Annotated in this window: 29 protein-coding genes; 12 read left to right on the forward strand and 17 right to left on the reverse strand. The window is 59.2% G+C overall.

Annotated features, from left to right (window positions below):
- Positions 1–237: 237 nt before the first annotated feature.
- The gene (locus HDE80_RS00720) at positions 238–654 is read left to right on the forward strand and encodes a hypothetical protein (RefSeq protein ID WP_184666937.1); all 417 of its coding nucleotides are present in this window, start codon (positions 238–240) and stop codon (positions 652–654) included.
- Between the two features lie 200 nt (positions 655–854).
- Here the strand turns inward: HDE80_RS00720 and HDE80_RS00725 are convergent, their stop codons facing one another.
- The 9 genes from HDE80_RS00725 to HDE80_RS00765 form a co-directional block, all read right to left on the reverse strand.
- Positions 855–1019, reverse strand: a complete 165-nt coding sequence (locus HDE80_RS00725) for a hypothetical protein (protein WP_184666939.1) — start codon at positions 1017–1019, stop codon at positions 855–857.
- Between the two features lie 62 nt (positions 1020–1081).
- A complete protein-coding gene (locus HDE80_RS00730; protein ID WP_184666942.1) occupies positions 1082–1492 on the reverse strand; it encodes a hypothetical protein in 411 nt (136 codons plus the stop codon).
- 582 nt (positions 1493–2074) lie between these two features.
- Positions 2075–2704: a hypothetical protein gene (locus tag HDE80_RS00735; protein ID WP_184666944.1), complete on the reverse strand. Its 630-nt coding sequence runs from the start codon at positions 2702–2704 to the stop codon at positions 2075–2077.
- Positions 2705–3448: 744 nt separating this feature from the next.
- Positions 3449–3733 carry a hypothetical protein gene (locus HDE80_RS00740; protein ID WP_184666946.1) on the reverse strand — a complete coding sequence of 95 codons (285 nt, stop codon included), beginning with the start codon at positions 3731–3733 and terminating at the stop codon, positions 3449–3451.
- Positions 3724–4026 (reverse strand): DUF3761 domain-containing protein, encoded by a 303-nt coding sequence (locus HDE80_RS00745; RefSeq protein WP_184666948.1) that lies wholly within the window; start codon positions 4024–4026, stop codon positions 3724–3726. The genes HDE80_RS00740 and HDE80_RS00745 overlap by 10 nt, the downstream gene beginning before the upstream one ends.
- A 1073-nt stretch (positions 4027–5099) precedes the next feature.
- Positions 5100–5276: a hypothetical protein gene (locus HDE80_RS00750; RefSeq protein ID WP_184666950.1), complete on the reverse strand. Its 177-nt coding sequence runs from the start codon at positions 5274–5276 to the stop codon at positions 5100–5102.
- 183 nt (positions 5277–5459) lie between these two features.
- Positions 5460–5780 carry a DUF4031 domain-containing protein gene (locus tag HDE80_RS00755; protein ID WP_184666952.1) on the reverse strand — a complete coding sequence of 107 codons (321 nt, stop codon included), beginning with the start codon at positions 5778–5780 and terminating at the stop codon, positions 5460–5462.
- A gap of 24 nt (positions 5781–5804) precedes the next feature.
- Positions 5805–7034, reverse strand: coding sequence for a permease (locus HDE80_RS00760; RefSeq protein WP_221437374.1), 1230 nt, complete (start codon positions 7032–7034; stop codon positions 5805–5807).
- 76 nt (positions 7035–7110) lie between these two features.
- Positions 7111–7752: a DUF4142 domain-containing protein gene (locus tag HDE80_RS00765; RefSeq protein ID WP_345776386.1), complete on the reverse strand. Its 642-nt coding sequence runs from the start codon at positions 7750–7752 to the stop codon at positions 7111–7113.
- Positions 7753–8080: 328 nt separating this feature from the next.
- On the opposite strand from HDE80_RS00765, the gene rocF reads away from it, so the two are divergent.
- The 5 genes from rocF to HDE80_RS00790 all read left to right on the forward strand — a co-directional run bounded on the left by rocF (position 8081) and on the right by HDE80_RS00790 (position 12037).
- Entirely contained in the window at positions 8081–8995 is a 915-nt protein-coding gene (gene rocF, locus HDE80_RS00770; RefSeq protein WP_184601848.1) for an arginase, read from the forward strand.
- A 40-nt stretch (positions 8996–9035) separates the two neighbouring features.
- The gene (locus HDE80_RS00775) at positions 9036–10400 is read left to right on the forward strand and encodes a tryptophan--tRNA ligase (protein WP_184666955.1); all 1365 of its coding nucleotides are present in this window, start codon (positions 9036–9038) and stop codon (positions 10398–10400) included.
- A gap of 35 nt (positions 10401–10435) precedes the next feature.
- The gene (locus tag HDE80_RS00780) at positions 10436–10759 is read left to right on the forward strand and encodes a hypothetical protein (RefSeq protein WP_184666957.1); all 324 of its coding nucleotides are present in this window, start codon (positions 10436–10438) and stop codon (positions 10757–10759) included.
- A 100-nt stretch (positions 10760–10859) separates the two neighbouring features.
- Positions 10860–11378, forward strand: coding sequence for a M48 family metallopeptidase (locus HDE80_RS00785; RefSeq protein ID WP_184666959.1), 519 nt, complete (start codon positions 10860–10862; stop codon positions 11376–11378).
- An 8-nt stretch (positions 11379–11386) separates the two neighbouring features.
- A complete protein-coding gene (locus HDE80_RS00790) occupies positions 11387–12037 on the forward strand; it encodes a DUF6348 family protein (RefSeq protein WP_184666961.1) in 651 nt (216 codons plus the stop codon).
- A gap of 276 nt (positions 12038–12313) precedes the next feature.
- Here HDE80_RS00790 and HDE80_RS00795 read toward each other — a convergent pair whose 3' ends face one another.
- Complete coding sequence (locus HDE80_RS00795; protein ID WP_255483512.1) at positions 12314–13183, reverse strand: class III extradiol ring-cleavage dioxygenase; 870 nt, start codon at positions 13181–13183, stop codon at positions 12314–12316.
- A 62-nt stretch (positions 13184–13245) separates the two neighbouring features.
- Positions 13246–13836, reverse strand: a complete 591-nt coding sequence (locus tag HDE80_RS00800) for an NAD(P)H-dependent oxidoreductase (RefSeq protein WP_184666963.1) — start codon at positions 13834–13836, stop codon at positions 13246–13248.
- Positions 13837–13888: 52 nt separating this feature from the next.
- Here HDE80_RS00800 and HDE80_RS00805 point away from each other — a divergent pair, with 52 nt between their 5' ends.
- Positions 13889–14287: a helix-turn-helix domain-containing protein gene (locus HDE80_RS00805; protein WP_345776387.1), complete on the forward strand. Its 399-nt coding sequence runs from the start codon at positions 13889–13891 to the stop codon at positions 14285–14287.
- A gap of 262 nt (positions 14288–14549) precedes the next feature.
- On the opposite strand, the gene HDE80_RS00810 is transcribed toward HDE80_RS00805, so the two are convergent.
- The 3 genes from HDE80_RS00810 to pdhA are packed head-to-tail and all read right to left on the reverse strand — an operon-like array spanning position 14550 to position 18038.
- On the reverse strand, positions 14550–15947 hold the full coding sequence (locus tag HDE80_RS00810; RefSeq protein ID WP_184666967.1) for a dihydrolipoamide acetyltransferase family protein: 1398 nt from the start codon (positions 15945–15947) through the stop codon (positions 14550–14552).
- Positions 15948–15968: 21 nt separating this feature from the next.
- The gene (locus HDE80_RS00815; RefSeq protein WP_184666969.1) at positions 15969–16949 is read right to left on the reverse strand and encodes an alpha-ketoacid dehydrogenase subunit beta; all 981 of its coding nucleotides are present in this window, start codon (positions 16947–16949) and stop codon (positions 15969–15971) included.
- 3 nt (positions 16950–16952) lie between these two features.
- Entirely contained in the window at positions 16953–18038 is a 1086-nt protein-coding gene (gene pdhA, locus HDE80_RS00820; RefSeq protein ID WP_184601855.1) for a pyruvate dehydrogenase (acetyl-transferring) E1 component subunit alpha, read from the reverse strand.
- A gap of 304 nt (positions 18039–18342) precedes the next feature.
- Between pdhA and HDE80_RS00825 the strand changes: the two genes are divergently transcribed.
- Positions 18343–19206, forward strand: a complete 864-nt coding sequence (locus tag HDE80_RS00825; RefSeq protein ID WP_184667730.1) for a tryptophan 2,3-dioxygenase family protein — start codon at positions 18343–18345, stop codon at positions 19204–19206.
- A 107-nt stretch (positions 19207–19313) separates the two neighbouring features.
- Here the strand turns inward: HDE80_RS00825 and HDE80_RS00830 are convergent, their stop codons facing one another.
- Complete coding sequence (locus HDE80_RS00830) at positions 19314–19817, reverse strand: MarR family winged helix-turn-helix transcriptional regulator (protein WP_184601856.1); 504 nt, start codon at positions 19815–19817, stop codon at positions 19314–19316.
- A gap of 189 nt (positions 19818–20006) precedes the next feature.
- Here HDE80_RS00830 and hppD point away from each other — a divergent pair, with 189 nt between their 5' ends.
- Entirely contained in the window at positions 20007–21101 is a 1095-nt protein-coding gene (hppD, locus tag HDE80_RS00835) for a 4-hydroxyphenylpyruvate dioxygenase (RefSeq protein ID WP_184666971.1), read from the forward strand.
- 45 nt (positions 21102–21146) lie between these two features.
- On the opposite strand, the gene HDE80_RS00840 is transcribed toward hppD, so the two are convergent.
- Positions 21147–21542 (reverse strand): DUF5362 domain-containing protein, encoded by a 396-nt coding sequence (locus HDE80_RS00840; RefSeq protein ID WP_184601858.1) that lies wholly within the window; start codon positions 21540–21542, stop codon positions 21147–21149.
- Between the two features lie 128 nt (positions 21543–21670).
- On the opposite strand from HDE80_RS00840, the gene hmgA reads away from it, so the two are divergent.
- The 3 genes from hmgA to tpx all read left to right on the forward strand — a co-directional run bounded on the left by hmgA (position 21671) and on the right by tpx (position 24615).
- Positions 21671–22978: a homogentisate 1,2-dioxygenase gene (gene hmgA / locus HDE80_RS00845; protein ID WP_184666973.1), complete on the forward strand. Its 1308-nt coding sequence runs from the start codon at positions 21671–21673 to the stop codon at positions 22976–22978.
- Between the two features lie 29 nt (positions 22979–23007).
- Complete coding sequence (locus HDE80_RS00850; RefSeq protein WP_184601860.1) at positions 23008–23994, forward strand: fumarylacetoacetate hydrolase family protein; 987 nt, start codon at positions 23008–23010, stop codon at positions 23992–23994.
- Positions 23995–24114: 120 nt separating this feature from the next.
- Positions 24115–24615 carry a thiol peroxidase gene (tpx, locus tag HDE80_RS00855; protein ID WP_184601861.1) on the forward strand — a complete coding sequence of 167 codons (501 nt, stop codon included), beginning with the start codon at positions 24115–24117 and terminating at the stop codon, positions 24613–24615.
- Positions 24616–24754: 139 nt separating this feature from the next.
- On the opposite strand, the gene gap is transcribed toward tpx, so the two are convergent.
- Positions 24755–25756 (reverse strand): type I glyceraldehyde-3-phosphate dehydrogenase, encoded by a 1002-nt coding sequence (gene gap / locus HDE80_RS00860; RefSeq protein WP_184601862.1) that lies wholly within the window; start codon positions 25754–25756, stop codon positions 24755–24757.
- Between the last annotated feature and the right edge of the window lie 34 nt (positions 25757–25790).

The following is a 25790-nucleotide window of genomic DNA, read 5'->3' on the forward strand; positions in this document are numbered from 1 at the left end:
GCGGTTTGATAGCAAGGACGAGGCTACGGAGCTTGTTGCCGAGTTGGTGATTGCCGAGTCGTGCGCGCAGCTCCAAGCGTGGAAACCTCCGACAACACAACGCTAGTTCTATCTGGCGCGGCAACGCCTGTGACTTCAGTGAGCCGATGACCGGATGCTTTCCGGTGCTTTACGTTGACTCGGATCGTGCTGTATAGATGATTGCGCCGGTCGCGACACGCATTATCGGGAGCAAGCATGCGGCGTGAAAGTGAGTTGGAAATTCGTTTGAGAAAATGGGCCGCGGAATACCATCTGCTGGGCGATGGAGATTCGGCACCCGCTTCGTCAGCTTGTTCCGTGATCCTTGGAGTGCAGGAAGCCGTGCTTGCCTTGGAGATGCAACCTCATGGAACCCTCCCTGGGATGGTTCTTCGGTGTCAATACACACTCCGTAATCAACCGGTCAGTATCAAATTGCGCAAGCTTCGCGCAGCAGGTTTTCAGGTAAGTAACGCTTCCCGATATTCGCAGTTACTGCGCGATGCCCGTATCCATGTTGCGGCGTGGCTTCATATTCCGATGCATGGTGATGCTGAAGAGATGCTGGGCGCCCTGGCTAAGGGCCCGCGTCTTGCGTCGAGTTGTCAGACGGCCGAGCTTGTCGATGCATGATGCTCAGATAGAAGCTCGCCGCTGTATCGGGTGGAGCCGATGACCAGACACTTCCATCGCCTAATTGTGGCGAGGTATCAGTGGCAACAAAAAAACGCACAGTGCGAGCTTGATGCAGAGTGGGAAGTGGTTCGCCCTAGAAGTAGCAGGCTTCAGCTCCCTAGGGGAGGATGGGAGCTCCGGGGAGGACACCGATGCGTCTAGGGCGATGGGTGCAGGATCATGGATGTACCGCATGCCCGCAAAGGATAGTTCTTCATAACAATATGCAAGGGCGTCATGTCGAGGTAACGCCCGGCGAAGGCTGACCAGTCGGCAAGCGGATCGAACGAGAAGGATTTGGCGTGCTTGGGCAGTCGGGACATGACTGCAGCATATGTGGCTGCAGTCTAAGGAGCTGATCGAGCGAAGGCCATGTGCTGCTGGCTCAATGCAGGCGGTCCCATGAGCGAACCGATGCCTGTTCACGAGCCTGGTCCACAGCGGATTTTAACTGGGAAAAGCCGAACGGCTTTTGCAAGTACGGGGCGTGTCCCGGAAGCGGATTGCACCCATCGGACGAAGCAACGATGTGGGCAATATCCTTTGAGTCCAGCGCGTCCAGCACGGGCTCGGTAGAATGACCCCTGACGTCGGTCTCAAGCACGGCAAGGTCGACGTCTTGGTCGTTAACAGCATTCAATGCCGACTTCACTGAGCTGACGGATTCAACCGGTGCATAGCCAATTGCACTCAGACCGTCGGCGATCGTTTCGGCAACGAGAGGGTTGTCTTCCACGACCAAGGCCTTCAGCGGTGCGTTTGCCCCAGGATCGGGTTGCTGGTTTGTGGTGGTCACCGGCCTTTCCTGCTCGTGGAGCTTTGTGAGTGAGATATGACTTCACCCACCATACGCGCTTGGCCAGTCGCGGGTGTTACGGTTCTGCGCCAGCCGGTTCATTGTCAGCTGGCCGTGCTTCCTGGTGCGTTATGCCCAGATAGAAGCCTGTGACCAGTATCGCGATCGTTGCCGCGACGAGAGCGAGGAACGCCCAGTTGCGTTTGCGTTTCATAGGCTCAGTTTACGCGCCGTCGATGTGGTCGCGTGACGTGCGATATCAGGGGGAACGTCCAGAAAGCTGCAGCGCCCATATTGGCGCGGTTGTGAGTAACTTCGTGAGTATCTTCGCGAAGTCTCATGGTAAATTCCAATTTAAGTCAGCTACTTAGATTGACTATTCTGTGCCGGGTGCCCACCAGAAATATCAAAGGCTTGCAGAGATGCAGGCCTTTTCTTTGGTGCGGTGTCCAACCCAGGTCCAGATCATCCTTGAGAAAACTCCTTCGACAGGAAGGCTACGAGTGTCATGTAGCTACCAAAAATCGAAGAGCAACGGGAGGCCGGCAAAATGTAGACGCGGCCTGTCCTGTTTCGGACGAGCTAATTTTCCTGACTTATCGGAAGCGTAGATGGGAGCGACTTCATCGCATATTCGAAAGCGCCGGTTGTCGTTATTGAAAGCGACCCCTCGTCGGGGTTTGCTCCTATGCCTTCGAAGGTAACCCGGAGGTTTGAAAAGAGCCAGTCGGCGCTAATGCCATCGACCTGTGCTCCCATTCTGTTCGGTACATGTTTCTTGGTAAGCGTCGTGGGAACGCCGTACTTTTTCCTGAGCATGGCGTAGATGCTTTTCTGGCTATCCACTCCGCTTGTACGCACACGAATGCCCTGTACGGTCCCGTCAAGTATTTGCAGCTCGAAGCTGCCCGCGCGGTTGCTCGAAACCACCCAGGGCTCATCTGAGTGGTTGAAATGGACAGGGGTAGTTTTAGAGCGACCGTCAGCGGTTGCCTCGCCACGGGTCGGTGGCTCCAGGCAAGTGGCGTCTAAGGTTGCTGACCAGGTCTTGCCATCGAAAAGCCCTTCTCTGGTGGTCGGACAGATGAGCAGGGTCGGTCGCTGTCCGAGAGTGAAACCAAACGCCTCAAGACTGGGTGCGGGCTTTGGGGTCGATCCCCTGGTGTGCTTGGCTGCTTGTACGGAACCGCTCGCAACAGTGAGTGCGAGCATCAAAAAAAGCCTTCCCTTCATCTTGCTTCTAGTCCCCTGGAATATCTACAGCCTATCAAATCTCTACCTGCCTCGAAGACTTCCTGATCAAAGTCGAGGGCGAGCGGCTTGTCGCTGCTCCGTGAGTCCGGTCCGATTCCAGAGGGGCGGGCAATAGCCGACGCTGCAACGTCCGGTAGAGCCGATGATGGGGGCTACCTGTCTTATTTTCTGGCCGACTCCGCCACAAAGTTGCCTGCCGAAAAAATGGCAAGAACGACGAGAATCAGCGCGCTGACGATCAGCGAAAAAGAAATCGCAACTAACCTCACTACCCAGCGCATAAGTACCCCTTGTCGATCTCAGCCGGCGAGTATGGCGGGTGCTGATGACGCTATAGCGACGGTAGCCGCATGTGTTTGGTGTTGGTCATCGGCTCCACCGGAGGAAACCTCGGAGCGGTCTCACATCACGGCGAGGTCTTGAACTTGATCCCGTGGCTGACATCGTGCGCTCCGGAGACTGACAGCGCATCAGCGAATGCCTACATAGTCATAAGTCATTCCCTGCTAGGAGTTCTGTCGCCATGGCAGCAATCTGTACTTGCCCGGGAAGTCTGGTTCCTCACCGATGCACCGAGCACCACGAACCGTAAGCAATCCCCTTGCGCGGTTCACTGGCCCCCGAAAGGGGGCCTTTCTCTTTTGAGAGCTGGCGCCAGCGACTGGCCCCGTATGCAGCACATCTACCCCGTATGCAGCACATCTATTGTTGGGGGCTGGCGTTTTCCGCGCATGGACCGGATCTATTCGAATGCGCCTGGTTCTGCATGGATTGAGTCTTCGCACTGATAGGAGCCGCCCATATCGCGAGGGTGACCGTCAGTACGGCCACGATGACAGCCGCCAGCTTCGACCACAGCGGCATCGATGCGGAAAGGAACGATGTGGTCAGAGCGATCACCAACGCGACCCCGGGGACCAGGCTTTTCATGGTTTCATTCTGGACGATTCGGACAAGAAGTTCTTTGAATTTGACGTTCACAGCCATTTCGACACTCCGCCATGGTGTGGACACGTCCCGCGGTGTTTCATGCTGAAGCTGTGGCTGGCGTCGTGGCATTGGGCGGTAGCACTGGCGACCACTGCAACCCATGCGTTATGGACCGAATGTCCCTCACGATTGACGTAGCTCCCTTGCTCGATGGGCGTGGTCGAGCCATTTGTGACACTTTGTGCGCTTTGCTGAGGTTGCTGCTGCGCGTCACTTGGCGTGACCAGAAGGCTATTTAGCCCCATCGCCAGCAGGCAAAGGCATAAAGACAAGCTGATGTGCTTGAACATCTGGATCCCCGTTTTGTTCGAACGCAGGGATCAAAGCAAGAGCGCTGCCAAGTTACTTCGACCGCCGGAAGTGCCGTGGGAGGCGTCTTATGGGCCAGTGGAGATTTTTAGTCACGAATGACAGGCGTTTATCTCAAATTGGCGTCCCTTCGCATGCATCCCCGGGAGCTAGGTTGCTTGCCTGATTGGCTCACATCGGGCCTGCTATGCAGAATCTTGCCGGGGCGCTGTGGGTAGGTTCTGTGAGTAACTTCGGCAGCGTGATAAAAATTTTTCAAAATCACTCAATTACTTGATATAACTATTCAGTGCAGGATGCCACCCGAAATATCAAAGGCTTGCGGAGGTGCAGGCCTTTTTGTTGCTCTAAATTCAGAATTTCGGACAAGATTTTGGGCAGCAAAACATTCGCGAGTGTGATGGCGTGCGGATCTTGGGGCGAGTTGGTACGGCATTTGCAGTAACAAATAACATTGGATTTCACCTAGAGCAGCAAACTGCCATGCGTGCGGCTGAAACGCAGCAAAGGTGATGTGCGTTCGTGAATCCGTTAGTTAGATTGCTACGTATCTGAACGTAGGGAAATGGCTGACGATTTCTGATCACTTGCTTGGAGTTTTTCCATGTCCGTTCTAAACCCTATTGAGCTTTTTGCCCAAACGGCTGGCATGCTTGCCCACGCGGACTGTCCGCAGTGTGGCAAAAAAGATACATCGGCCCTTGCGCCCGGGCGGAAAGCCTCCGGACCCTGCGAATGGTGCCTTGAGCGGCAGCTGCTGCTCGATCATGTGCGGCATTGGTTGCAGCGCAGTGGGGTTACGCCTGCGACGGATCGTGCGCATGAGCGAACCAGTGCACGGCATGAGGCGGTCGAGAGCTAGCCGTACAACAATATCGCCCTTGGGTCATGGCATCAGTTGCTGCTGGTTTTTCGGCGTTGGACTTGCGCGACTATTGATCAGCTCGCCATCGCTGCTGGAGATCATTCATTCAGACGGAATCACGAGGTGATACGGGCTTTTTGTTGTTGCTCGATTAAGCGAGGAAGTATTCAGCCGCTCGATGAAAGAAATCTAAAATTTCCACCAGTCGGCTTTTTTCGGTTTCCCGGCGGCCGCATTCGAGCCATATGTGACGCTGCGCGCGCTTTTCTGGATGTGTTGCTGTGCAGTGGTCTGATTTGCAAAGACCTGGTTCAGCCCCATCGCCATTAGGCAAAGGCATATCGACAGGCCGGCATACTTCAACATTCCGCGTGCTCATCAGTTTCTGAATGAGGATTCGAAGCAAGATTTTTGCCAAGAAGTCGGTCTGCGCCCATGAGTGAGGCGAGCCGGGCATTCAAGACGGTCGCAAGATCCTTGATTCCACAGTCGCCACGCATTTCCGACACGACCGTCATGCGCAGAGTTTGACCATGACAACAGACAAATTCATGATGTTTCCGGTGACCTTGACTGTACGTCATCAGCTGTTTTCACCAGCGCACGCCGTGCTCGCCAGATAAGTGCGGCGGTTCTCCTGTCAACGACTATCGCTCCCGCCTTGATTGCCGCTTCGCGGAGATCCGGCTTCAGGTCATAGTGCGGTGCGCTGACCTTGTTCTGAAACCATTCGATGCGCATGCCTATCTGCGAGGCGATCGCATGCAGCTCGGTCAGATCAAGCATGTCAGTGAACATATGGCAGCTTGGCGTTACCTGTCCATGCACCACCCAGCCATAGTTGTAGAGGCTATCGACGTAGACGGTCATAACTGGTGTCCGGCTCGACCAAGGTCAGCAGCAGTGATCATGATGGTGTGCGTGGCTCGCATCCGCATGGTCATGACCACCGCCGCTCATCATGCACATCATTCGAGGGCCGCCGCTGCGGAAGAACGTGATGGCCAAAATGCTGGCGACAATAAAAAATGCGATGTCCAGCATCGTTGTGTAGTTGAAGCTGATCGTTGCCATGGATACGTTTTTCCCATGTTGCGATGGTATCCATCCAAGCAGAAAAAATATTCCTTCGACGCAAAGTGCCGCCAGCACCATCACGAGGTAGAACGTGATGAAAAGAAATAGCGTCGGCTTGCTTCCGTAGTACTTGCGATAAATATTCAGGATGGGCGGAATGATCAGGTCGCCGAAGATAAAGGCAACTACACCGCCGAAGCTGATACCTCCGTTCCACAACACGGCTGCCAGCGGCACATTCCCGACCGAGCAGGTGAATGCGGCAATCGCGATCAAGGGGCCGATCGCCGCACCCCACAGGGCGATCAGCCACATGCTCCGGCCTTGCAGAAAAAAGACCTGCCAGTAGTGATCCGGCACCCAGGCACCTAATACACCTGCAACCAATAGTCCCACTAGCACATCTTTCCAAACCATCGTCCAGTTCATCACGTAGTAGTGGCTGATCGCGATCCAGCCTTTGCGCGAAGCAAGGCGATCGCGCCAGGTACCGGTACGTTTACCCATCGCCATGGCGGCATGGCCATCCATCGAACTGGTCGCATCGCCCCTGGCGTGTTCAATCGCAGCGTGCTCCAGCTTTTTCGGCAACAGCAGCGCATAACCGGCGCTCAGCAGGATCAGCATGATAGTGCCTCCCACAAATTCAGCGGCCGCGAACTGCCACGCCATCAATACCCACAGCAGCACGCCCAGTTCCAGCACCAGATTGGTGGCGGCGAACTGAAACGCCATGGCGGCGGTGAAATCACCACCCTTGCGCACGATCGAACGCGCCATCGCCACTGCTGCGTAGGAACACGATGAGGTCGCCGCACCGAGCAGCCCCGCGATCACGATCGAGCGTGGCCTGCGATCAGGCAGCAGGGTCGACATTGTGTCCTTGGACACCACCACTTCAATGATCGCGGAAAAGGTGAAGCCCAGGCTCAGACCCCAGAAAATCTGCCAGAACATCGTGAGCGAGAGCCACAGGGCGTGGCCAATGGCGCTGAGAATCTGCATGGCGAATCGTGATTTCTCCAATGCCTGGTGGGTAGTCTGCATGGCGCCGGCCTGTCAGTTTGTCAGGGTATCCAGCCGGCGCTCATGGGTTTTGTTGATGACTTCCTTCAGGCAGGCATCAGTGCTTGGCGCCTACTGCGGCAGGGGCAGGGGCTGTCGCTGGTGTGCTGTCCATGGCAGCGCCCATCGATTTCATCGTCTGATCCATCGCCTTGTCGCGCGCATCTGGCACGGCGGCGAGCTTCTGTGCTGACTCAAGATGCGACTTCAGCGTGGGAAGCGTCGTCTTCACGAACTGCTGAATGTCGGTGTCCTTGGTTTGTTTGCCTTCATCGGTAAACATCTTTATTGCGTCCTGGTGATCTTTGACCATGGCCTTTGACCAGGCTTGGTCAAAACTGGTGCCTTTCATGGCTTTCAGGCTGTCGCTCTGCTTCTGGGCGTCATTGGCAGTATTTGAAGGAAAGCTCACTTTTTTGCTTTCGGCCAATGTCTTGAGTGCGACATTGGCCTTGGTGTGGTCGTCGACGATGCGCTGCGCCAGCTGCTTCACCTGGTCGTCGGAAGATTTGCTGATGGCCATCTGACCCATCTGCACCTCGGCCATGCCGTCTTTGGCAGCGTTCTCGATGAATACGGTGTCGGCTGCACTGAGGCCGCCTTTTCCGCCGCCGGTGTTGTCTGACTGCGCAGCGGCAGTCCAGGCAAAGCCCAGGAACAACGTTGAAACGAGTGCCCGTTGGGAATATCGCATCGTCATGGTGATTCCTTTTATGTCCTTGGACCGACAGATCAAATCCCATCGGCTGGAAAGAGTGTGTGATGACTGGCGCTGGGGGCCTGGCGGCAGCCAGTGTGGATGATCGGCCTTCGTCGACGCGCAGAGCGGTTCTTGCCCCAATCCGCTAAACTTCAGCGGCTTACGGGCAGGTTCTGCCGTAACTTTCTACCGCTTAGAAGCGGTAGTTGATCGCTTCGACGTATTGGCGTGTTACCGGCGTTGCCGGCCACTCGACACCGATATCCTTGGTTTGCGCGCGGACTTCGTTCGGTGCCTGTCGGGATAAGGTACTCAGGTATATCAAGTTATGAGCATGAAGACCGTTTCATTGATAGGGGTACCGACCGATATCGGTGCCGGACATCGCGGTGCGTCGATGGGGCCGGAAGCGCTGCGCGTCGCCAACCTGTTCGCCCGGCTGGAGCGTTGTGGTCTGAAGGTGATCGACCGCGGCAATCTGCAGGGGCCGATCAATCCGTGGCAGCCGCCGATGGATGGTTATCGGCATCTGGACGAAGTGGTGGCTTGGAATACGGCCGTCTATACGGCTGTTCACCAAGAGCTTCAGGCGGGTCGGCTGCCGATCATGCTCGGCGGTGATCACTGCCTGGCGATTGGCTCGATTTCAGCGGTTTCCCGTCATTGCGAAGACGAAGGCAAAAAGCTTCGCATCCTGTGGCTGGATGCGCATACCGACTTCAATACCGCTCTCGCTACACCATCGGGCAATATCCACGGCATGCCGGTGGCGTGTCTGTGCGGCAACGGTCCCGATGTGCTGACCCAGCTCAGCGGCCACAAGCCGGCGGTCAGGCCGGAGGTATTTCGGCAGATAGGCATCCGCTCGGTCGATGCGGGTGAAAAGAAACTGGTGCGCGAAGCGAATGTGGGCGTTTACGACATGCGCTATATCGACGAAGTGGGCATGAAGCGCACGATGGAAGACGCGCTGGCTGATATGGACGAGGGCACCCATCTGCACGTGAGCTTCGACGTTGATTTTCTCGATCCCAGCATCGCGCCGGGTGTCGGCACCACCGTGCGCGGCGGCCCGAATTATCGCGAAGCACAGCTGTGCATGGAGATGATTGCCGATACCGGGCGGTTGGCCTCGCTGGATATCGTCGAACTCAACCCGGCGTACGACAAGCGCAACCAGACCGCCAAACTCGCGGTCGACCTGGTCGAGTCGCTGTTCGGCAAGTCGACGCTGATCCGCTGATAGCCACCGTTCAACCATCGATCACCCAAAAGCGAACACCATGCAGACTCGCGTACTGACCGGCATCACCACCACCGGTACCCCGCATCTGGGCAACTACGTCGGCGCCATCCGCCCCGCGGTGGAAGCCAGCAGGCGCGACGATGTCGATGCGTTCTATTTCATGGCGGACTATCACGCGCTGATCAAGAGCGGCGATGCCGATCGCATCGAGCGCTCGCGGCTGGAGATTGCCGCAACCTGGCTGGCGGCCGGGTTGGATCCGCAGCGGGTTACCTTTTATCGGCAGTCCGACATCCCGGAAATTCCCGAGCTGACCTGGTTCCTCACCTGCATCGCTGCCAAAGGCATGCTCAATCGTGCGCATGCGTACAAAGCGGCGGTGGATCGCAATACCGAGACCGGCGAAGACGCCGATGCCGGCATCAACGCCGGCCTGTACATGTATCCGGTATTGATGGCGGCGGACATTCTCGCGTTCGACGCGCACAAGGTGCCGGTGGGGCGTGACCAGATCCAGCACATCGAGATGGCGCGCGATCTCGGCCAGCGCTTCAACCACATCCACGGTCGCGAGTTCTTCGTGCTGCCCGAGGCGCTGATCGAGGAGCAGGTGGCGACGCTGCCTGGCCTGGATGGCCGCAAGATGTCGAAGAGCTACGACAACACCATTCCGCTGTTTGCCGGCGGTAAGAAGCAGCTGCGCGAGACCATCATGCGCATCGTCACCGACTCGCGTCTGCCGGGCGAGCCGAAGGATCCGGACAACTCCGCGCTGTTTACTATCTTCCGCGCGTTTGCGGGCGAGGACGAGGCGAAGTCGTTTCGCCAGTCCCTGCTTGATGGCATGGGCTGGGGCGACGCCAAACAGGCGCTGTACGAGCGGGTAGAGAAAGACGTGGCGCCGATGCGCGAGCGCTACGAGGCCTTGATCGCCGATCCTGCGGGTATCGAGAGCATTCTTCAGGAAGGCGCCATCAAGGCGCGTGCGATCGCCACGCCGAAAATAGCGGCCTTGCGCGATGCGCTCGGTCTGCGCTCAGCCAGCGCTCGGCCAGCAATGGTTGTGCAGTCGAAGGTTTCCACTAAAGCGAACAAGGCGCCACGCTTCGCCAGCTTTCGCGACGCCGATGGCAGTTTCCGCTTCCGCCTGTTTTCGGCAGAGGGCGACGAGCTGCTGCTGTCGATACCGTTCGCCGATCCCAAGGCGGGCGGCGTGCTGCAGAAACGGATCAAGGCAGCAGGTGTCAGCGGTGTCGTGCTGCAGATCGATGCGCTGCGCGTTGTGCTTGAGCTGGACGGTGAGCCGGTGGCCAGCTCTGCCGACTATCGCGATGAGCCCACGTGCGAGGCCGCGCTGTCGCAGCTGCGTCAGGCGCTTGATCAACTGGCCGCCACCGAGTGAAGCGAAAGCCTGCTGGTTTGTGGGGCCGCTGATCGATGCGTTATCTCGCATTTCTCCTGCTCACGCCATGGTTGCTGATTCTTTGCTGGGCGTACTGGGCTTATCCGAAGAGTTTGCCGAGAACACGAGTTCGGCGCGCGTTTGATGCCGCGGCCGTGCTGATTGCGCTGGTCGTTGCGGCAGAGGCTGCGGTGCTTGGTTTCGATACCGCCCTGCAGCCGACGATCGGTCCGTTTGGTCGTGCCAGCGGCGGGATTTGGCAGCAGGTGTTGCCCGCGCTTTACGGTTACGGCGCGCTGCTCGTCGCGCTGGCGGTGGCGATGGGGCTGCGCTGGATGGTGTGGGGGCGCCGTCGCTGAATCAGATGGTCGGCCGGCATGGATACATGCCCATGCGGCGAATCGGGTCAATCAACTCCAGCGTCTGATGCCAGGGTGATGGGATGCGACAATACCTGCCATGACGCCGCTCAAATACCTTCAGGCTTACCCCGCGAACTTGCAGGACAAGGTTCGCGACCTGATTGCGCGTGATCAGCTGGGCGATCATCTCGCGGCGCGTTACCCACAGCGTCACACCGTGCAAAGCGACAAGGCACTGTACGCGTACACCATGGCGTTGAAACAGCAGCATCTGAAAAACGCGCCGGGCATCGACAAAGTGCTGTACGACAGCAAGCTCGATGTGGTGCAGCGCGCGCTGGGTTTGCACACGGCGATCTCGCGCGTGCAGGGCGCCAAGCTCAAGGCAAAAAAGGAAATTCGTGTAGCGGCACTGTTCAAGGCAGCCGCGCCGGAGTTTCTGCAGATGATCGTAGTGCACGAGCTGGCACACCTGAAGGAACTCGATCACAACAAGGCGTTCTATCAGCTGTGCCAATACATGCTGCCTGACTACCACCAGCTCGAATTCGATCTACGCGTGTATCTGACCTGGCGTGACCTACCATCCGTCGACGAGACCAACGCACACAACTGAGGATCATCATGGATAGTGCAGCACTACAAAAGTATCTGTTGCGATTGTTCGAGCGTCACGACGTTGAGCTCGAGGAAGACGAGGAAGACTGGCTGGTGACGGATGGTGATTTCCCGGCGATCCGTGCCAGCTGGACGCCTGCGAAAGCCGACACACCCGGCCGTCTCGATATCGATATCGTGATCAGCGAAGAGCGCCGCATCGAGGAAAGCTTTGCGGGATTCGGTGAAGGCGATGCCGCCTGCCGCGATGCACTGAAAGCCTTCGAGCAGAATACCTTTCATCTCGTGCTGGCGGCCTGCTGGTATGTCACCGACGATCGTCTAATGCAGATCACAGCCTGGGACATCGGCGTGCGCACCTGGGATGTTTTCATTGGCCGATTCACCGTGCGTGGTGCTGACGCGGATGCCGTGGTTATCCCACCAGAAGCGATGGCATCGATCGAGACGGTGTTGAAGCGCGAGTCACCGACGCCGGAGTTGCACTGGTTGCGAGTCATCCATCGCCACGACGGCCAAGGTGACGCGCGCACCGATGTGTTGCTCGACAACGAGCCGTGGCCGACAGGTCTGCAGGCGTTGAATGCGATCAAGTGGCCCAACACTCACGATTACACTGCCAGCGCGTTCCTGTTGCTGGACGTGCGGGATTACTGAGGTTCGTACAGAGTCGGACAAACCAAATCTCCCCAGCCGTTCGCCCTGAGTGTAGCCACGAAGCAGCGAAGTCAAAGGGTTGGTGCGAAAGCGGTTCGACTTGAGCGAGGCTTCGACTCCGCGCCTACGTCGCTACGCTTAGCTCGACGGTGTCCAGTGGGTCAGTTTGTGGATTTCCACAGGATTTTTATTAGACACGTTCCCAGTGGCCGCAACCGGTGCCCGGACTTATCTGGCGCTTGCCAGTCATGGCGGTCAGCGCTTTCCAGGCAACATTCACGCGGTGGCATCGGTGTGAGGGCTTCCAAAGCGAAAGCTCGATGCCGTGATCATTTGCAAGAAAGCCTTCTCGTGATACACGCAAGCGCCTGGCTCTTCCTCCGCTGCTCCAACGGCCACCATGAGAGGGATCAAATGATCTTCGCGTGCATGCGCGTCGCGGGCATAAGGTGCGTCTTCCCATCGAATCAGTTGTTTGGTGCGTTCAGCGGGTTTCGCTTGCACGAGCACATGTTGCAACCATGCATCGAACTGTTGGGATACGACCCCTGGGCGAGCGCCACGAAAGTTGTGATAACTGAATCCGCTACCGATGATCACTACGCCCTCCTGGCGCAGCGGGGCAAGCAGGCGGCCGACCTGAAGATGCAAAGCCGGATCCATGCCGACGTCGAGCGAGAGCTGGACGATCGGCACATTCTCGCCCGGCGCCAGTACCTTCATGAGACTGAAAGTGCCGTGGTCGTAGCCACGCTCACTGTCCAATCGCGCGGGCACACCACCGGCTGCCAGCAGATCGCGTACTCGCTCGGCAATTTCAGGTGAGCCCGGCGCCGCGTAGCTGATGTGATAAAGATATTCGGGGAAGCCGGAATAATCGAAAACCATGCCGGGTTTTGCGGAGGAAGAGATAGCGAAGCCGCGTTCTTCCCAATGCCCGGAGATGATCAGCACCGCCCGAACCGGGCTGCGCAGCTCAGGCCTCAACTCGATCAGAAACCGTTCGAGGTTGACATAATTCGCACGTCTGGGCTCTTCGACAAAGGACCATGGGCCGCCGCCATGGCTCAGGAAATAGGTAGGGAGTAGATCGATACTCATTATATTTTCTCTCAGCGAATTTTTTCTCGGCGCGTTTTCACTCATCGAGCAAGACGACCATCCTGAGATTCGTGGGCTGGCGTAAGCACAGCCCACTTGAGGACGAGTTAGGCCGCCGCTCGCGCAGCCATTGTCGCCTTGGCCCACCAGACAAGGTCGTCAAGCGCAGCCTTGGCTGAAGGCAACAGTCCAGCCTCGATATCCTCGATGGGCTTGTTGCCGAACATGGGGAATATGGCCATGAAGTCGCTACCACCGATGTTCACGGCGCTGCGCGTCGAGACCATTTGCAGTTCGACGCCGATGCCTCGCAGATGCTCGATGGCACGTGCTCCGCCCACACTGCCATAACCGATTGCGGTGAAGGGTTTGCGATTCCACTCTTTGTAGGCCTGATCCAGCGCGTTCTTGAGCGCGCCGGTAATGGAGTGGTTGTATTCGGCAACGACAAAAATATAACCGTCGTATTGATCGATGGTCTGCTGCCACCGGATAGCTTCAGGGTCTTTGCTGGGCGCGTGCAAAGTTGAGGCCACCTCGGCGAAATAAGGCAGCGGATGATCGCGCAGATCGACCACCTCGACGTCCATGTCTTGACGCGCCTGGGCTTGTTTAAGCATCCATTGGGCGGGCTTGTCGGCAAACCTTGTCGGCCGGGTGGATCCAATGATGAGGGCAATGCGGGGCTTAGCAGTCATGGTTTCGTCCTGTATGGTGGTTACCAACAGAAACCAGCCTAGGAGCGTTCCCGTGTTGGCACAAGAAGGCACCATTTCGAAACCAGGCGAACAAAAAGATACTGCTACCTGCGAGCACATCAGCCGCATGCTCTCGCGGATCTGCGATAAGTGGACAGTGCTCGTCATACGAGCGCTTGGTCGCGGGCCGCGCCGATTCAATGCGCTTCGCAGAGACATTGGCGAGATCAGCCAAAAGATGCTGACGCAGACGCTCAAGGAGCTGGAGGAAAATGGTTTGGTGAGCCGAACCGTAACCCCGGTTACCCCACCGCAGGTCGAGTATGCGCTCACCGAATTGGGCAAGGATTTCCTGCGCCCGGTCCGGGCGCTTGCCACATGGGTCGCGGTTCATTCCGACCAGATTACCGAGGCACGATCGGTTTATGCAGAGGCTCGCATCAACGTGTAAGAGGGTGCAGACATGTGGCTGTCCGCCATCGGCGTGATCGGGCGAAGCGTGCCTTACGGAAGCTCAGGCTGGCTCGACGGTAGAGAGGGATCGACTGGTCTGCATCATTCACTGATGCCTGATCTGCATCGTTCTTGCGGACCAGTGCAAATGGTTGGGCATTCCGCGGCTGGACGCTTCATCCGCTGCTCCATCCGAAACAAAACGCCGCCTTGTAGGGCGGCGTTTTGCTTTGTGTCAGTCAGTCACCGTAGCCATCGACTCAGTTTGGCAACCCCAGATCATCCAGCATCGCTTTGAGGAAGCGTGCCGCTTCACCGCCAGTGGCGGCGCGGTGATCGAACGTTACCGATAGCGGCATGCGGCGATGGACTTCAATGCCACCGATCACGGCGACCACATCGTGGCTGAGCTTGCCGGCGCCGATGATGGCGACGGTGGGTGGCACCACCACGGGTGTGGCGTAGCGGCCGGCGAACATGCCGAAGTTGGACAGGCTGATGGTGTAACCCGACAGCTCCGAGGCCGGAATGCTGCGATCCTCGACCTGCGTGCGCAGGCGCTTGATCGCCGAGCGTACGCCTGCTGCGTCGAGCACGTCGGCATTGCGCAGAGCTGGCACGAACAGGCCATCGTCCGTATCCACCGCGATGCCGATATCGACATGCGGATGCAGGGTGCGGCTGAGATTTTTGCCATCGAACCAGGCATTCAGCGCCGGCACGCTCTTGCAGGCAAAGACGATGGCGCGAACCAGGCGGGCGGTGATGTCCTGCTTGCCGATCCAGGCGTGCAGGTCAGCGTCGTCAACGATCGTGGTCGGCACGACCTGCGCGTGCGCATCGGCCATCACACGGGCCATATTGCGACGCACGCCCTTCAGCTGCTCCGGCTGGCCGCTGGCCTGTGCGCCAGGCGAGGAAGTGCGTACCGGCTTGCCGGCGAGTGACACCGGCGAGCGTGACTGCTCTTGTGGGGCACGGCCGGGCTGCGGCAGCTCTGGCGCAAGGTGACGACCAGCCGAAGCGGGAACCGCGCGCGAAGGCGCCGCACCGAGTGCAGCGGAACCGTTGGCCGCGGCATCCTTCACATCTTTCAACGTCACCACACCCTCGGCGCCGGTAGGCGTGACGCGAGTGAGGTCGATCTTCAACTTTTTCGCCAATGCCCGCACGGCCGGCACAGCCTTGACGCCACCGACGCTGGCGGCCTGTTCGACGTGCACATGATTACCGCTGACCATCGCGCCGACCACGGTGCCTTCGTCTTCACGGACGGCGATGGCTTCGTCGACTTCGCCGCCCTCATCCGAGGCGACGACTTTCTCGTTGTCTTGCGGCGCGGGGCTGCCGACGCTTTTCTTTGGGCCGTGCTGATGGCCGGTGGATTCGGCCTCGGCGCGCTGCTTGGCATTCGGATCGGGTTCGAACTCGGCCAGCGCGGCGCCGGTTTCGATGATGTCGCCCGGTGCGCCGTGCAACTTGGTGACCTTGCCGGTGTACGGTGAAGGCACGTCGACGACCGCCTTGGCGGTTTCCATCGAGCACAGTGGCGCGTCGAGCTTGATGTTGTCGCCTACTTTCACATGCCACTCGACCACGGTCGCGTCGGGCAGGCCTTCGCCGAGGTCGGGTAGGTAGAACGTTTTGATATCAGCCATGGAATCGGGTCCGTTTAATAATTAGCTGGCGGCCAGGGTGCGCTTGGCGGCATCAACGATGCGCTCCACGCTAGGCAGGTATTTCATCTCGAGGCGGAACAGCGGAATGTGCGTGTCGAAGCCAGTGACGCGCTCGACCGGCGCAAGCAGGTCGTAGATGCATTCCTCGGCCAGCCGCGCAGCGATTTCGGCGCCGAAACCGGCCGTCTTCGGGGCTTCGTGCACGATCACACAGCGGCCGGTTTTCTGCACCGACTCGGCGATGGTATCGAAGTCCAGTGGCGTCAGTGTGGCAACGTCGATCACTTCTGCGCTGATGCCGGCGGCTTCCAGCTCGTCGGCGGCTTCCAGGCATTCCTTGACTTGTGCGCCCCAGGTCACCAGGGTCACGTCGGTGCCGTCGCGCAACACGAAGCACACGTCCAGCGGCAGCGCCTCGCCGTCGTCCGGCACCTCTTCCTTGTACTGGCGATAGATGCGCTTGGGCTCGAAGAACATCACCGGATCGGGGTCGCGGATCGCCGCCAGCAGCAGGCCGTAGGCGCGCGCAGGCGACGACGGCAATACCACGCGCAGGCCGGGGATGTTGGTGAACAGGTGTTCGTTCGCCTCGGAGTGATGTTCCGGCGCGCGGATGCCGCCGCCCCACGGGGCGCGGAACACGGCCGGCACGGTGATACGGCCGCGCGTGCGATTGCGCAGGCGCGCGGCGTGGCACGCGATCTGCTCCATCATCGGGTAGATGAAGCCTTCGAACTGCGCCTCGGCGACGGGCTTCATGCCGGCCGCGGCGAGGCCGACGGTAACGCCGGCAATGGTGGTTTCATCCAGCGGTGTGTCGAGCACGCGCAGCTCGCCGAATTTTTCCTGCAGGCCCTGGGTGGCGCGGAACACGCCACCGTTGAGGCCGACGTCTTCACCCAGCACCACGACGTTGTCGTCGTGGGTCATTTCGTAGGCAAGTGCCTGGGTGACGGCTTCGATAAGAGTGATTTGTGCCATGACTCAGTGACCTTTGTTTTCAAGCGAGAGGACGTAATCGCGCTGTTTGGCGAGATCGGCAGGGACTTCGGCGAAGATGTAGTCGAACATCGCCGATACCGGCTGCGTCTTGGTCTCGAGGTAAGCATTCACCTCATTGTCCATCCACTCGTCGCACTCGGCCTTCCAGGCCTCTTCCTTCGCGTCGTCCCACACGCCCTTGGCCACAAGCCAGTTGCGCAGGCGTTTCATCGGCTCGCGTTCCCAGCCGTCCTTCACTTCCTGCTCGCCGCGGTAGCGACGGGCGTCATCGGCCGTCGTGTGATCGCCCAGACGATAGGTCACCGCCTCGATCACGCTGCCGCCGTTGCCGCTGCGCGCGCGCTCGAGCGCGTCCTCCATCGCCTTGCGCACGGCGATGATGTCGTTGCCGTCCACTTGAATGCAGAACAGGCCGGCGGCGATGCCCTTCTGCGCCAGTGTCGGTGCACCGGACTGGATCTTGCGCGGCACCGAGATCGCCCACTGGTTGTTGACGATCACGGCCACGAGCGGCAGGTTCTGCGCGCCGGCGATGTTGATGGCGCCGTAGAAGTCGCCCTTGGACGAACCACCGTCGCCGATGGTGCACACCGCGACGCGCTTTTCGCCGCGGATCTTGAATGCCAGCGCGGTGCCGGCCGCATGCAGGCATTGCGTCGCAATCGGCACCGACCAGGCGAAGTCATGCCGCGCCGGCTCTTTCTGGTAGTCGTTGCCGCGCTCGTCGCCGCCCCAGTACATATACACCTCGCGCGGCTGCACACCGCGGTAGAGCTGGGCACCGTATTCGCGGTAGCTCACCGCCAGCACATCTTCCGGGCGCATCGCGCTGCCGATGCCGACATGCGAGGCTTCGTGGCCCAGGCAGCTGGCATAGGTGCCCAGCTTGCCTGTGCGCTGCAGGGCAATCGACTTGGCGTCGAATACGCGGGTCGACAGCATCAGCTTGTACAGCTCGACCATGTGCGGCAGGTCTTTCGCAAATTCGGGTAGATCATCACGAACCTCTTTGCCTTCGGCATCAAGGTATTGCAGGTATTCGATTTCAAACTTGGCGGCGATGGTCACGACTCGCTCCGGAGTGGGGAATGCGGGGAAAGCGGTTAAAGATCACGCGCACCGTCGGTCGCCGATGCACGCAAACGATCAAACAAGACCGCGCTTGATAACAGGCTCTCATGTTGCACTGCAAGGTACGGCGCAGCAATGCGTGGGCGTATTGGAGCCGTTCGAGAGACTGCTGATGGCGCCGCCAAGTTCAGTGGGCTGGAGAAATCATCAAGCCGCATCAGGCCGCACGGGGCTTCCGGAGGGTGATCAAGGCCTGCTTCTCGCTTAACCGTTAACATGACTGCTTTCTGAAGTGCATCCGATCTCCATGACTGAAAACCAGCGCGATCTCGAAGCCGGCATCCAGACCGATCTCGATGGCAAGATGACTTACGGCGGCTATCTGCGATTGGACATGCTGCTCGCCGCTCAGCAGCCACGCAGCCAGCCGCCGCAGCACGACGAATTGCTCTTCATCGTGCAGCATCAGGTCAGCGAGCTGTGGATGAAGCTGATGATCCATGAACTCGGTTCGGCGATTGCTTTTCTGCGGCGTGATCAAGTCTGGCAGACGCGCAAGGTGATCGCCCGCTGCAAGTCCGTACTGCGCCAGCTAACCGAACAGTGGGCCGTGCTGGAGACTCTGACGCCATCGGAGTATCTCGAGTTTCGCGAGACGCTCGGCCCCTCGTCGGGCTTCCAGTCACTGCAGTACCGGGTGATGGAGTTCATGCTCGGCAACAAGAACGCAGCGATGCTCAAGGTGTTCGACCATGACCTGCAGGGCCAGGCGGCCCTGCGCGACGCGCTCGAGGCGCCGAGCCTTTACGACGAGTTCCTGTGCTATCTCGCCCGCTTCGATCACGCGATCCCGGCCAGACATTTGGCGCGCGACTGGACTGAGCCACACGTGGCCGATCCCGTGCTGCTGCCGGTGTTTGAGCGCGTCTACGGAGATACCGACCGCTACTGGCGCGAGTACGCGTTATGCGAAGACTTCGTGGACCTGGAAACGCAGTTCCAACTGTGGCGTTTCCGACACTTGCGTACGGTGCAAAGGATCATCGGCTTCCGCCGCGGCACCGGCGGTTCGTCCGGTGTGTCATTCCTGAAGAAGGCGCTGGATCTGGAGTTCTTCCCTGAACTCTTCGAGGTGCGCACTACCTTGCAGCCACGGGGCGCCTGATTTGAGGCGTGTCACGTTTCCGGTGAAAGCATGGGTCTTTTGCCGGTAGCCAGCTCCTCCCGGTTGGCCGGCCGAGCAGCGGTCCGTTTCCTGCCAGTTTTAGTGCGTCAGCCCTGCAGCTTGTCCAGAATGCGGTTCAGCCAGATGCGCTCCTGCTCATCGAGCTTGTTCAGCACCTCGCGCTCGCGTTGCCGGGCCATCGGGGCGACTACCTCGTGGATGGCCCAGCCTTCTTCGGTGAGGTCGAGTACGGAGCGGCGTTTGTCGCTGTGGTGCATGTGCCTGCTGACCCGCCCGGCGCCGACCAATCGCGCCAGTGCGCGACTGACCGCCACTTTGTCCATCGCCGTGCGCTCGGCGACCTCGCGTGCGGACAAGCCATCGAAGCGCGCGAGCACCGCCATCACCCGCCATTCGGTCACACCGAGATCGTAACGTTGCTGGTAGTCGTCTGCGATGGCCTGACTGACCGTGTTTGAGAGGATCGAGAGCCTGTAAGGAAGGAAGTTCTCCAGCTCGATCGGTGCGTGCTCGCGGGTTGTCGCGGTTGCTGCTGGCTCGGCCACTGTCGGTTTGTCGGACGCAAATTTTGGTTTGGTCGAGGCGGACATGCTGCAATTTTCCTTGCAAATGGTTTCATGTGTAACTATAACGTGTTCTACGCAGATTCTTTGCGGAAGGCCGCGCATGCTTGTGCAGGTTTCCGCCATCATCCAACGGATAGCAGGAGAGCGCCATGAATGGCGTAATCCACATTAGGAGATTGCCATGAATGGCGTAATCGATATGAGGAGCTTGCCATGAACGCACAGCCCAATCTCGGCATGCAGGTCACCACTTTCGAAAATCCAATGGGTATCGATGGTTTCGAATTCGTGGAATTCGCTGCGCCTGCCGGTCGTGCCGGCGAGTTGCACGCGCTGTTCCGCAAGATGGGTTTCAGTGCAGCGCTCAAGCATAAGTCGCGACCGATCACGGTGTATCGCCAGAATGGCGTCAACTTTCTGCTCAACGAAGATCCCGATTCCTTCGCCGCGGATTTCGCCAATGCCCACGGCCCTTGCGCCTGCGGCTTTGCGATCCGTTTCAAGCACCCCGCCACGGACGTGCTGAAGACGGTGCTTGGCAACGGCGGTGAGCAGATCGAACACAAGGCGGCCAGCAAGGCAGTCGATGCGCCGGTGGTGAAGGGCATAGGCGATTGCATGCTGTATCTGATCGATCGCTACGGCAGCGCAGGCAGCACCTACGATGGGGATTACGAGCCTATCGCTGGCGCCGATCAGAACCCCGGTGGCTTCGGTCTCACCTTCATCGATCACCTCACGCATAACCTCTACTTCGGCAACATGCAGAAGTGGTCGGACTATTACGAGCGGCTGTTCAACTTCCGCGAGATCCGCTACTTCGACATCAAGGGCGTCAAGACGGGGCTGGTGTCCAAGGCGATGACCGCCCCCGACGGGGTGGTGCGTATTCCGCTCAACGAGTCGAACGATCCGAAGTCGCAAATCAACGAATACCTCGATACCTACAAGGGCGAAGGCATCCAGCACATCGCCTGCTTCACCGACGACATCTACAGCACAGTCGAGAAAATGCGCGAGCAGGGCGTAGAGTTTCTCGACACGCCGGATACTTATTTCGACGTGATCGACTTGCGCGTGCCAAACCATGGCGAAGACGTACCGCGTCTTCGCAAAAACAAGATCCTCATCGATGCTGACAAGGAAACCAAGCAGCGCAAGCTGCTGCAGATCTTCACCCAGAACAACATCGGACCGATCTTTTTCGAGATCATTCAGCGCAAGGGCAACGAGGGTTTTGGTGAGGGCAACTTCCAGGCGCTGTTCGAGAGTATCGAGCGCGATCAGGAGCGGCGCGGCGTCCTGTAAGGCGCGAGAAAGCAGAGCGGCAGCGCCGCGCTGCTTCTTCCCGAATCAGTGCGGGAACGTACCGTTCTTGAACATCGCGAACATCATGGCGCCGAAGAACAGGACGTACAGCACCATGATCACGATGCCGACCAGATACAGCACGCCTTGAATCACGAAATAGGTCTTGAGTTTGCCGAGCGCTTCTTTCAGTGCACCCGCGTCACCCGAAAGCTGGGCTCGCTCGATGGCATCAGCGGCTTGCATGATCAGGATGCCAAGCCAGATCGGCAGCCAGGCGATCAAGATGCCGATGATGCTGAGGGCGATAAAGGCACCCTGGATAATGCTCATGATGCCGACGAACTTCATCCAGCCCTTGCCCATCGACAGGGGCAGTGCGAGATCGGAGACATCCGTGGTATTGCCGCCATACGGCGGCGGAGTGAACTGAGACGACATGACTTCCCCTCATGTGATGTGATGCCGTTCGCTACCTCACGGCAGGCTTAAGTTAGCAGCAGTTGGATGTGTAAAAACAAATCGTCGGCACGGCATGTTCCAACATGCTTACTTTTGCGGAGTACTCCATGGATACCGGCAAGCCTTCTTCCTACCAATCCGGCTTCGGCAATGAGTTCGCTACCGAGGCACTCATCGGCACCTTGCCGGTTGAGCAGAACTCGCCGCAACGAGTAGCGCATGGCCTTTATGCCGAGCAACTGTCCGGCACGGCATTCACGGCGCCGCGTCAAACCAATCGCCGCAGCTGGCTGTACCGCATTCGCCCGGCTGCCGTGCACGAGCCGTTTCAGCCGTTGCCGCACACCACATTCCACAATCGCTTCGACGAAGCGCCGGCCACGCCGAACCAGTTGCGCTGGGACCCGCTGCCGTTGCCGAAGGCACCCACCGATTTCATTGATGGTTTGGTGACGCTGGCCGGCAATGGCGGAGCCGGTGAACAGGCGGGCGTGGGCATCCACGTCTATACAGCCAACCGCTCGATGCAGGGTCGCTTTTTCTACAGCGCCGATGGCGAGTTGCTGATCGTGCCGCAGCTGGGTAGGTTGCGGCTGGCGACCGAATTGGGCGTGTTGGAGATCGAGCCGCAGGAGATCGCGGTGATTCCGCGAGGTGTGCGTTTTCGGGTCGAGCTGCTTGATGCCGAGGCGCGCGGTTACGTTTGCGAGAACTTCGGCGCACTGCTGCGCCTGCCGGATCTCGGCCCGATCGGTTCGAACGGCCTGGCCAACGCACGCGACTTCCTGACGCCCCATGCGGCGTACGAGGATGTTGAGGGTGCATTCGAGCTCGTTGCCAAATTCCAGGGCGCGCTGTGGTCGGCGAAGATCGATCATTCGCCGCTGGACGTGGTGGCTTGGCACGGCAACTACGCGCCGTACAAATACGACCTGCGCCGTTTCAATACGATCGGCTCGATCAGCTTCGATCATCCGGATCCGTCGATCTTTACCGTACTCACGTCGCCCAGCGATACCGTCGGTACCGCGAACGTGGATTTCGCGATCTTCCCGCCACGCTGGCTGGTGGCGCAGCATACGTTCCGACCGCCGTGGTTCCATCGCAACGTAGCCAGCGAATTCATGGGCCTGATCGCCGGCGTTTACGATGCCAAGGCCGAGGGCTTTGTGCCCGGCGGCGCGTCGCTGCACAACTGCATGAGCGGCCATGGCCCGGATGCGGCCACATTCGAGAAAGCTTCGTCGGCTGATTTGTCCAAACCGAACGTGATCGAAGGCACGATGGCCTTCATGTTCGAGACGCGCAAGGTCATTCGGCCCGTACAGCAGGCGCTGGATTCGCCGCAGCGGCAAAGCAACTATTACGAATGCTGGCAAGGCATCGCCAAGCATTTCGATCCATTGCAGGCGTAAGCCGCCATCCACTCTGTCGAGAGAAAACTATGAAGCTGGGAAGTCTCAAGGAAGGCGGTCGCGACGGCACGCTCATCGTGGTGAGCCGCGACCTGACCAAGGCCGTCAAAGCGGGCGGCATCGCGACTACGCTACAGGTCGCGCTGGACGACTGGTCGAACAGCGCTCCACGGCTCAACGCGTTATACGAGCAACTCAACGACGGCGAGGCCGGCGGCAGTTTTGCACTCGACATGAGTCTGCTCGCATCGCCATTGCCGCGCGCGTACGAGTTTGTCGATGGCAGCGCCTACCTGCCGCACGTCGAGCGCGTGCGCAAGGCGCGCGGTGCCGAGGTGCCGGCCAGCTTCTACACCGATCCACTGATGTATCAGGCGACCAGCGCAGGCTTTCTCGGACCGCGCGATCCGGTGATCGTGCCCAGCGAGGATTGCGGCATCGATCTGGAAGCCGAGGTTGTGGTGGTCACCGATGACGTGCCGATGGCAGCCACCGCTGCGCAAGCCTCCGATCATATCCAGCTGATCGGCCTGATCAACGACGTCAGTCTGCGGGGTCTTATTCCTGGCGAACTGGCCAAGGGTTTCGGTTTTCTGCAGAGCAAGCCGCGCTCGGCGCTGTCCCCGGTGCTGGTCACTCCCGATGAACTTGGCGATGCGTGGCAGGGCGACAAGTTACATTTGCCGATGCGTACCTGGTTGAACGGTGCATGGTTCGGCGAGGCCGAGTGCGGCGTCGACATGCAGTTCAATTTTGCCGAGCTGGTGGCACACGCGGCGAAAACGCGGCCGCTGACCGCCGGCACCATCGTCGGCTCGGGCACCATCGCCAATCAGGACACCAGCAAGGGTGCCTCGTGCCTGGCCGAGCAGCGCACGGTGGAAACGCTGCGCGACGGGCAGCCGAAGACGCCGTTCCTCTCGTTTGGAGACAGCTTGCGTATCGATGTCACGGACGCGGACGGCCATAGTATCTTCGGCGCGATTGAGCAGCGAATTGCCCCGCTGAAATCTTGATAGCGGTGAACTGATGTAACGCGTCACTGTCTAGATGCGCGTATGCCATCTCGACGCGGTATCGTGGCGTTTCATCCGTTCCCCGTTGTTTCTAATCCTCTCCCTACAAGGAAATCCCCCATGTCTCAGGTCACACTCCGCGGCAATCCGGTCAAGGTTGATGGCACCTTTCCCGCCGTTGGCGACAAAGCCCCGGCATTCAAGTTGGTGGGAAAAGATCTCGCCGATGTCACGCTGACCCACTTCAGCGGCAAGCGCAAAGTGTTGAATATTTTCCCCAGCGTGGATACGCCGACGTGTGCGACCTCGGTGCGCCACTTCAACGAGTCCGCCAGCCAGCTCGACAACACCGTGGTGCTTTGCATCTCCGCTGACCTGCCGTTCGCGCAGGCACGCTTCTGTGGTGCTGAAGGCCTGGACAACGTGGTGACCCTGTCCACGCTGCGTGGGCACGAGTTCATCAAGAACTACGGCGTTGCGCTGGCCGAAGGCCCGCTGGCTGGTCTTACCGCGCGTGCGGTCGTGGTACTCGATGAGCAAGATAAGGTGATTCACACCGAGCTGGTCGGCGAGATCGCCAACGAGCCGAATTACGATGCCGCACTGGCTGTGCTGAAGTAATCGGCGTCAATTCATCAGGCTTCTACTTCGAAAGAGAAAGTCCGGCTCTCCAGGCGCAGGCTTTTACTCAGAGCTGGCGACCATGGACAAAAAGAAAAAGCGCCGCAAGGGCGCTTTTTCTTTGGCAACTTATGACGGATTACTTCGCGACAACACGCACCATTTCAAGGCACTTGTTGGAATAGCCCCACTCGTTGTCGTACCACGACACCAGCTTGACGAAGGTCGAGTCGAGCGCGATGCCGGCGTTGGCATCGAATACCGAGGTGCGGGTTTCGCCGCGGAAATCGGTAGCGACCACGGCGTCTTCGGTGTAGCCCAACACACCCTTCAGCGCGCCTTCGCTCTGGGCCTTCATTTCGGCGCAGATCTCGGCGTAAGTCGCTGGCTTTTCCAGCTCGCAGGTCAGGTCGACCACGGACACGTCCGAAGTCGGTACGCGGAAGCTCATGCCGGTGAGCTTCTTGTTGAGCTCGGGGATCACCACGCCGACGGCCTTGGCCGCGCCGGTGGACGAGGGAATGATGTTCTCGAGGATGCCACGGCCACCGCGCCAGTCCTTGCTGGACGGGCCATCGACGGTCTTTTGGGTGGCGGTGGTGGCGTGCACGGTGGTCATCAGGCCGCGCTTGATGCCCCACTTGTCGTTGATCACCTTGGCCAGCGGTGCCAGGCAGTTGGTGGTGCACGAGGCGTTGGAGATGATTGCCTCGCCCTTGTAGCTTTTGTCGTTGACGCCATAGACGAACATCGGTGTGTCGTCCTTCGACGGCGCGGACAGGATCACCTTCTTCGCGCCGGCGTCGATATGCTTCTGCGCGCCTTCCTTGGTCAGGAAAATACCGGTGGATTCGATCACCACCTCGGCACCGACTTCGTCCCACTTCAGCGCGGCGGGGTCGCGCTCGGCGGTCAGGCGGATTTTCTTGCCGTTGATCACCAATGTGGTGCCATCGACCGACACTTCACCCTTGAAGCGGCCATGCACGGAGTCGTACTGCAGCATGTAGGCCAGGTAGTCCGGCTCGAGCAGATCGTTGATGGCGACGATCTCGATGTCGTTGCCGAAATTCTGCACGGCTGCACGCAGCACGTTGCGGCCAATGCGGCCGAAGCCGTTGATGCCTACCTTGATCGTCATTGCTGGAAACTCCCGCGCGCAGCGCAGCTCGTTG

The organism is Rhodanobacter sp. A1T4 (assembly GCF_014207185.1).
In the GTDB taxonomy this organism is placed as follows: domain Bacteria; phylum Pseudomonadota; class Gammaproteobacteria; order Xanthomonadales; family Rhodanobacteraceae; genus Rhodanobacter.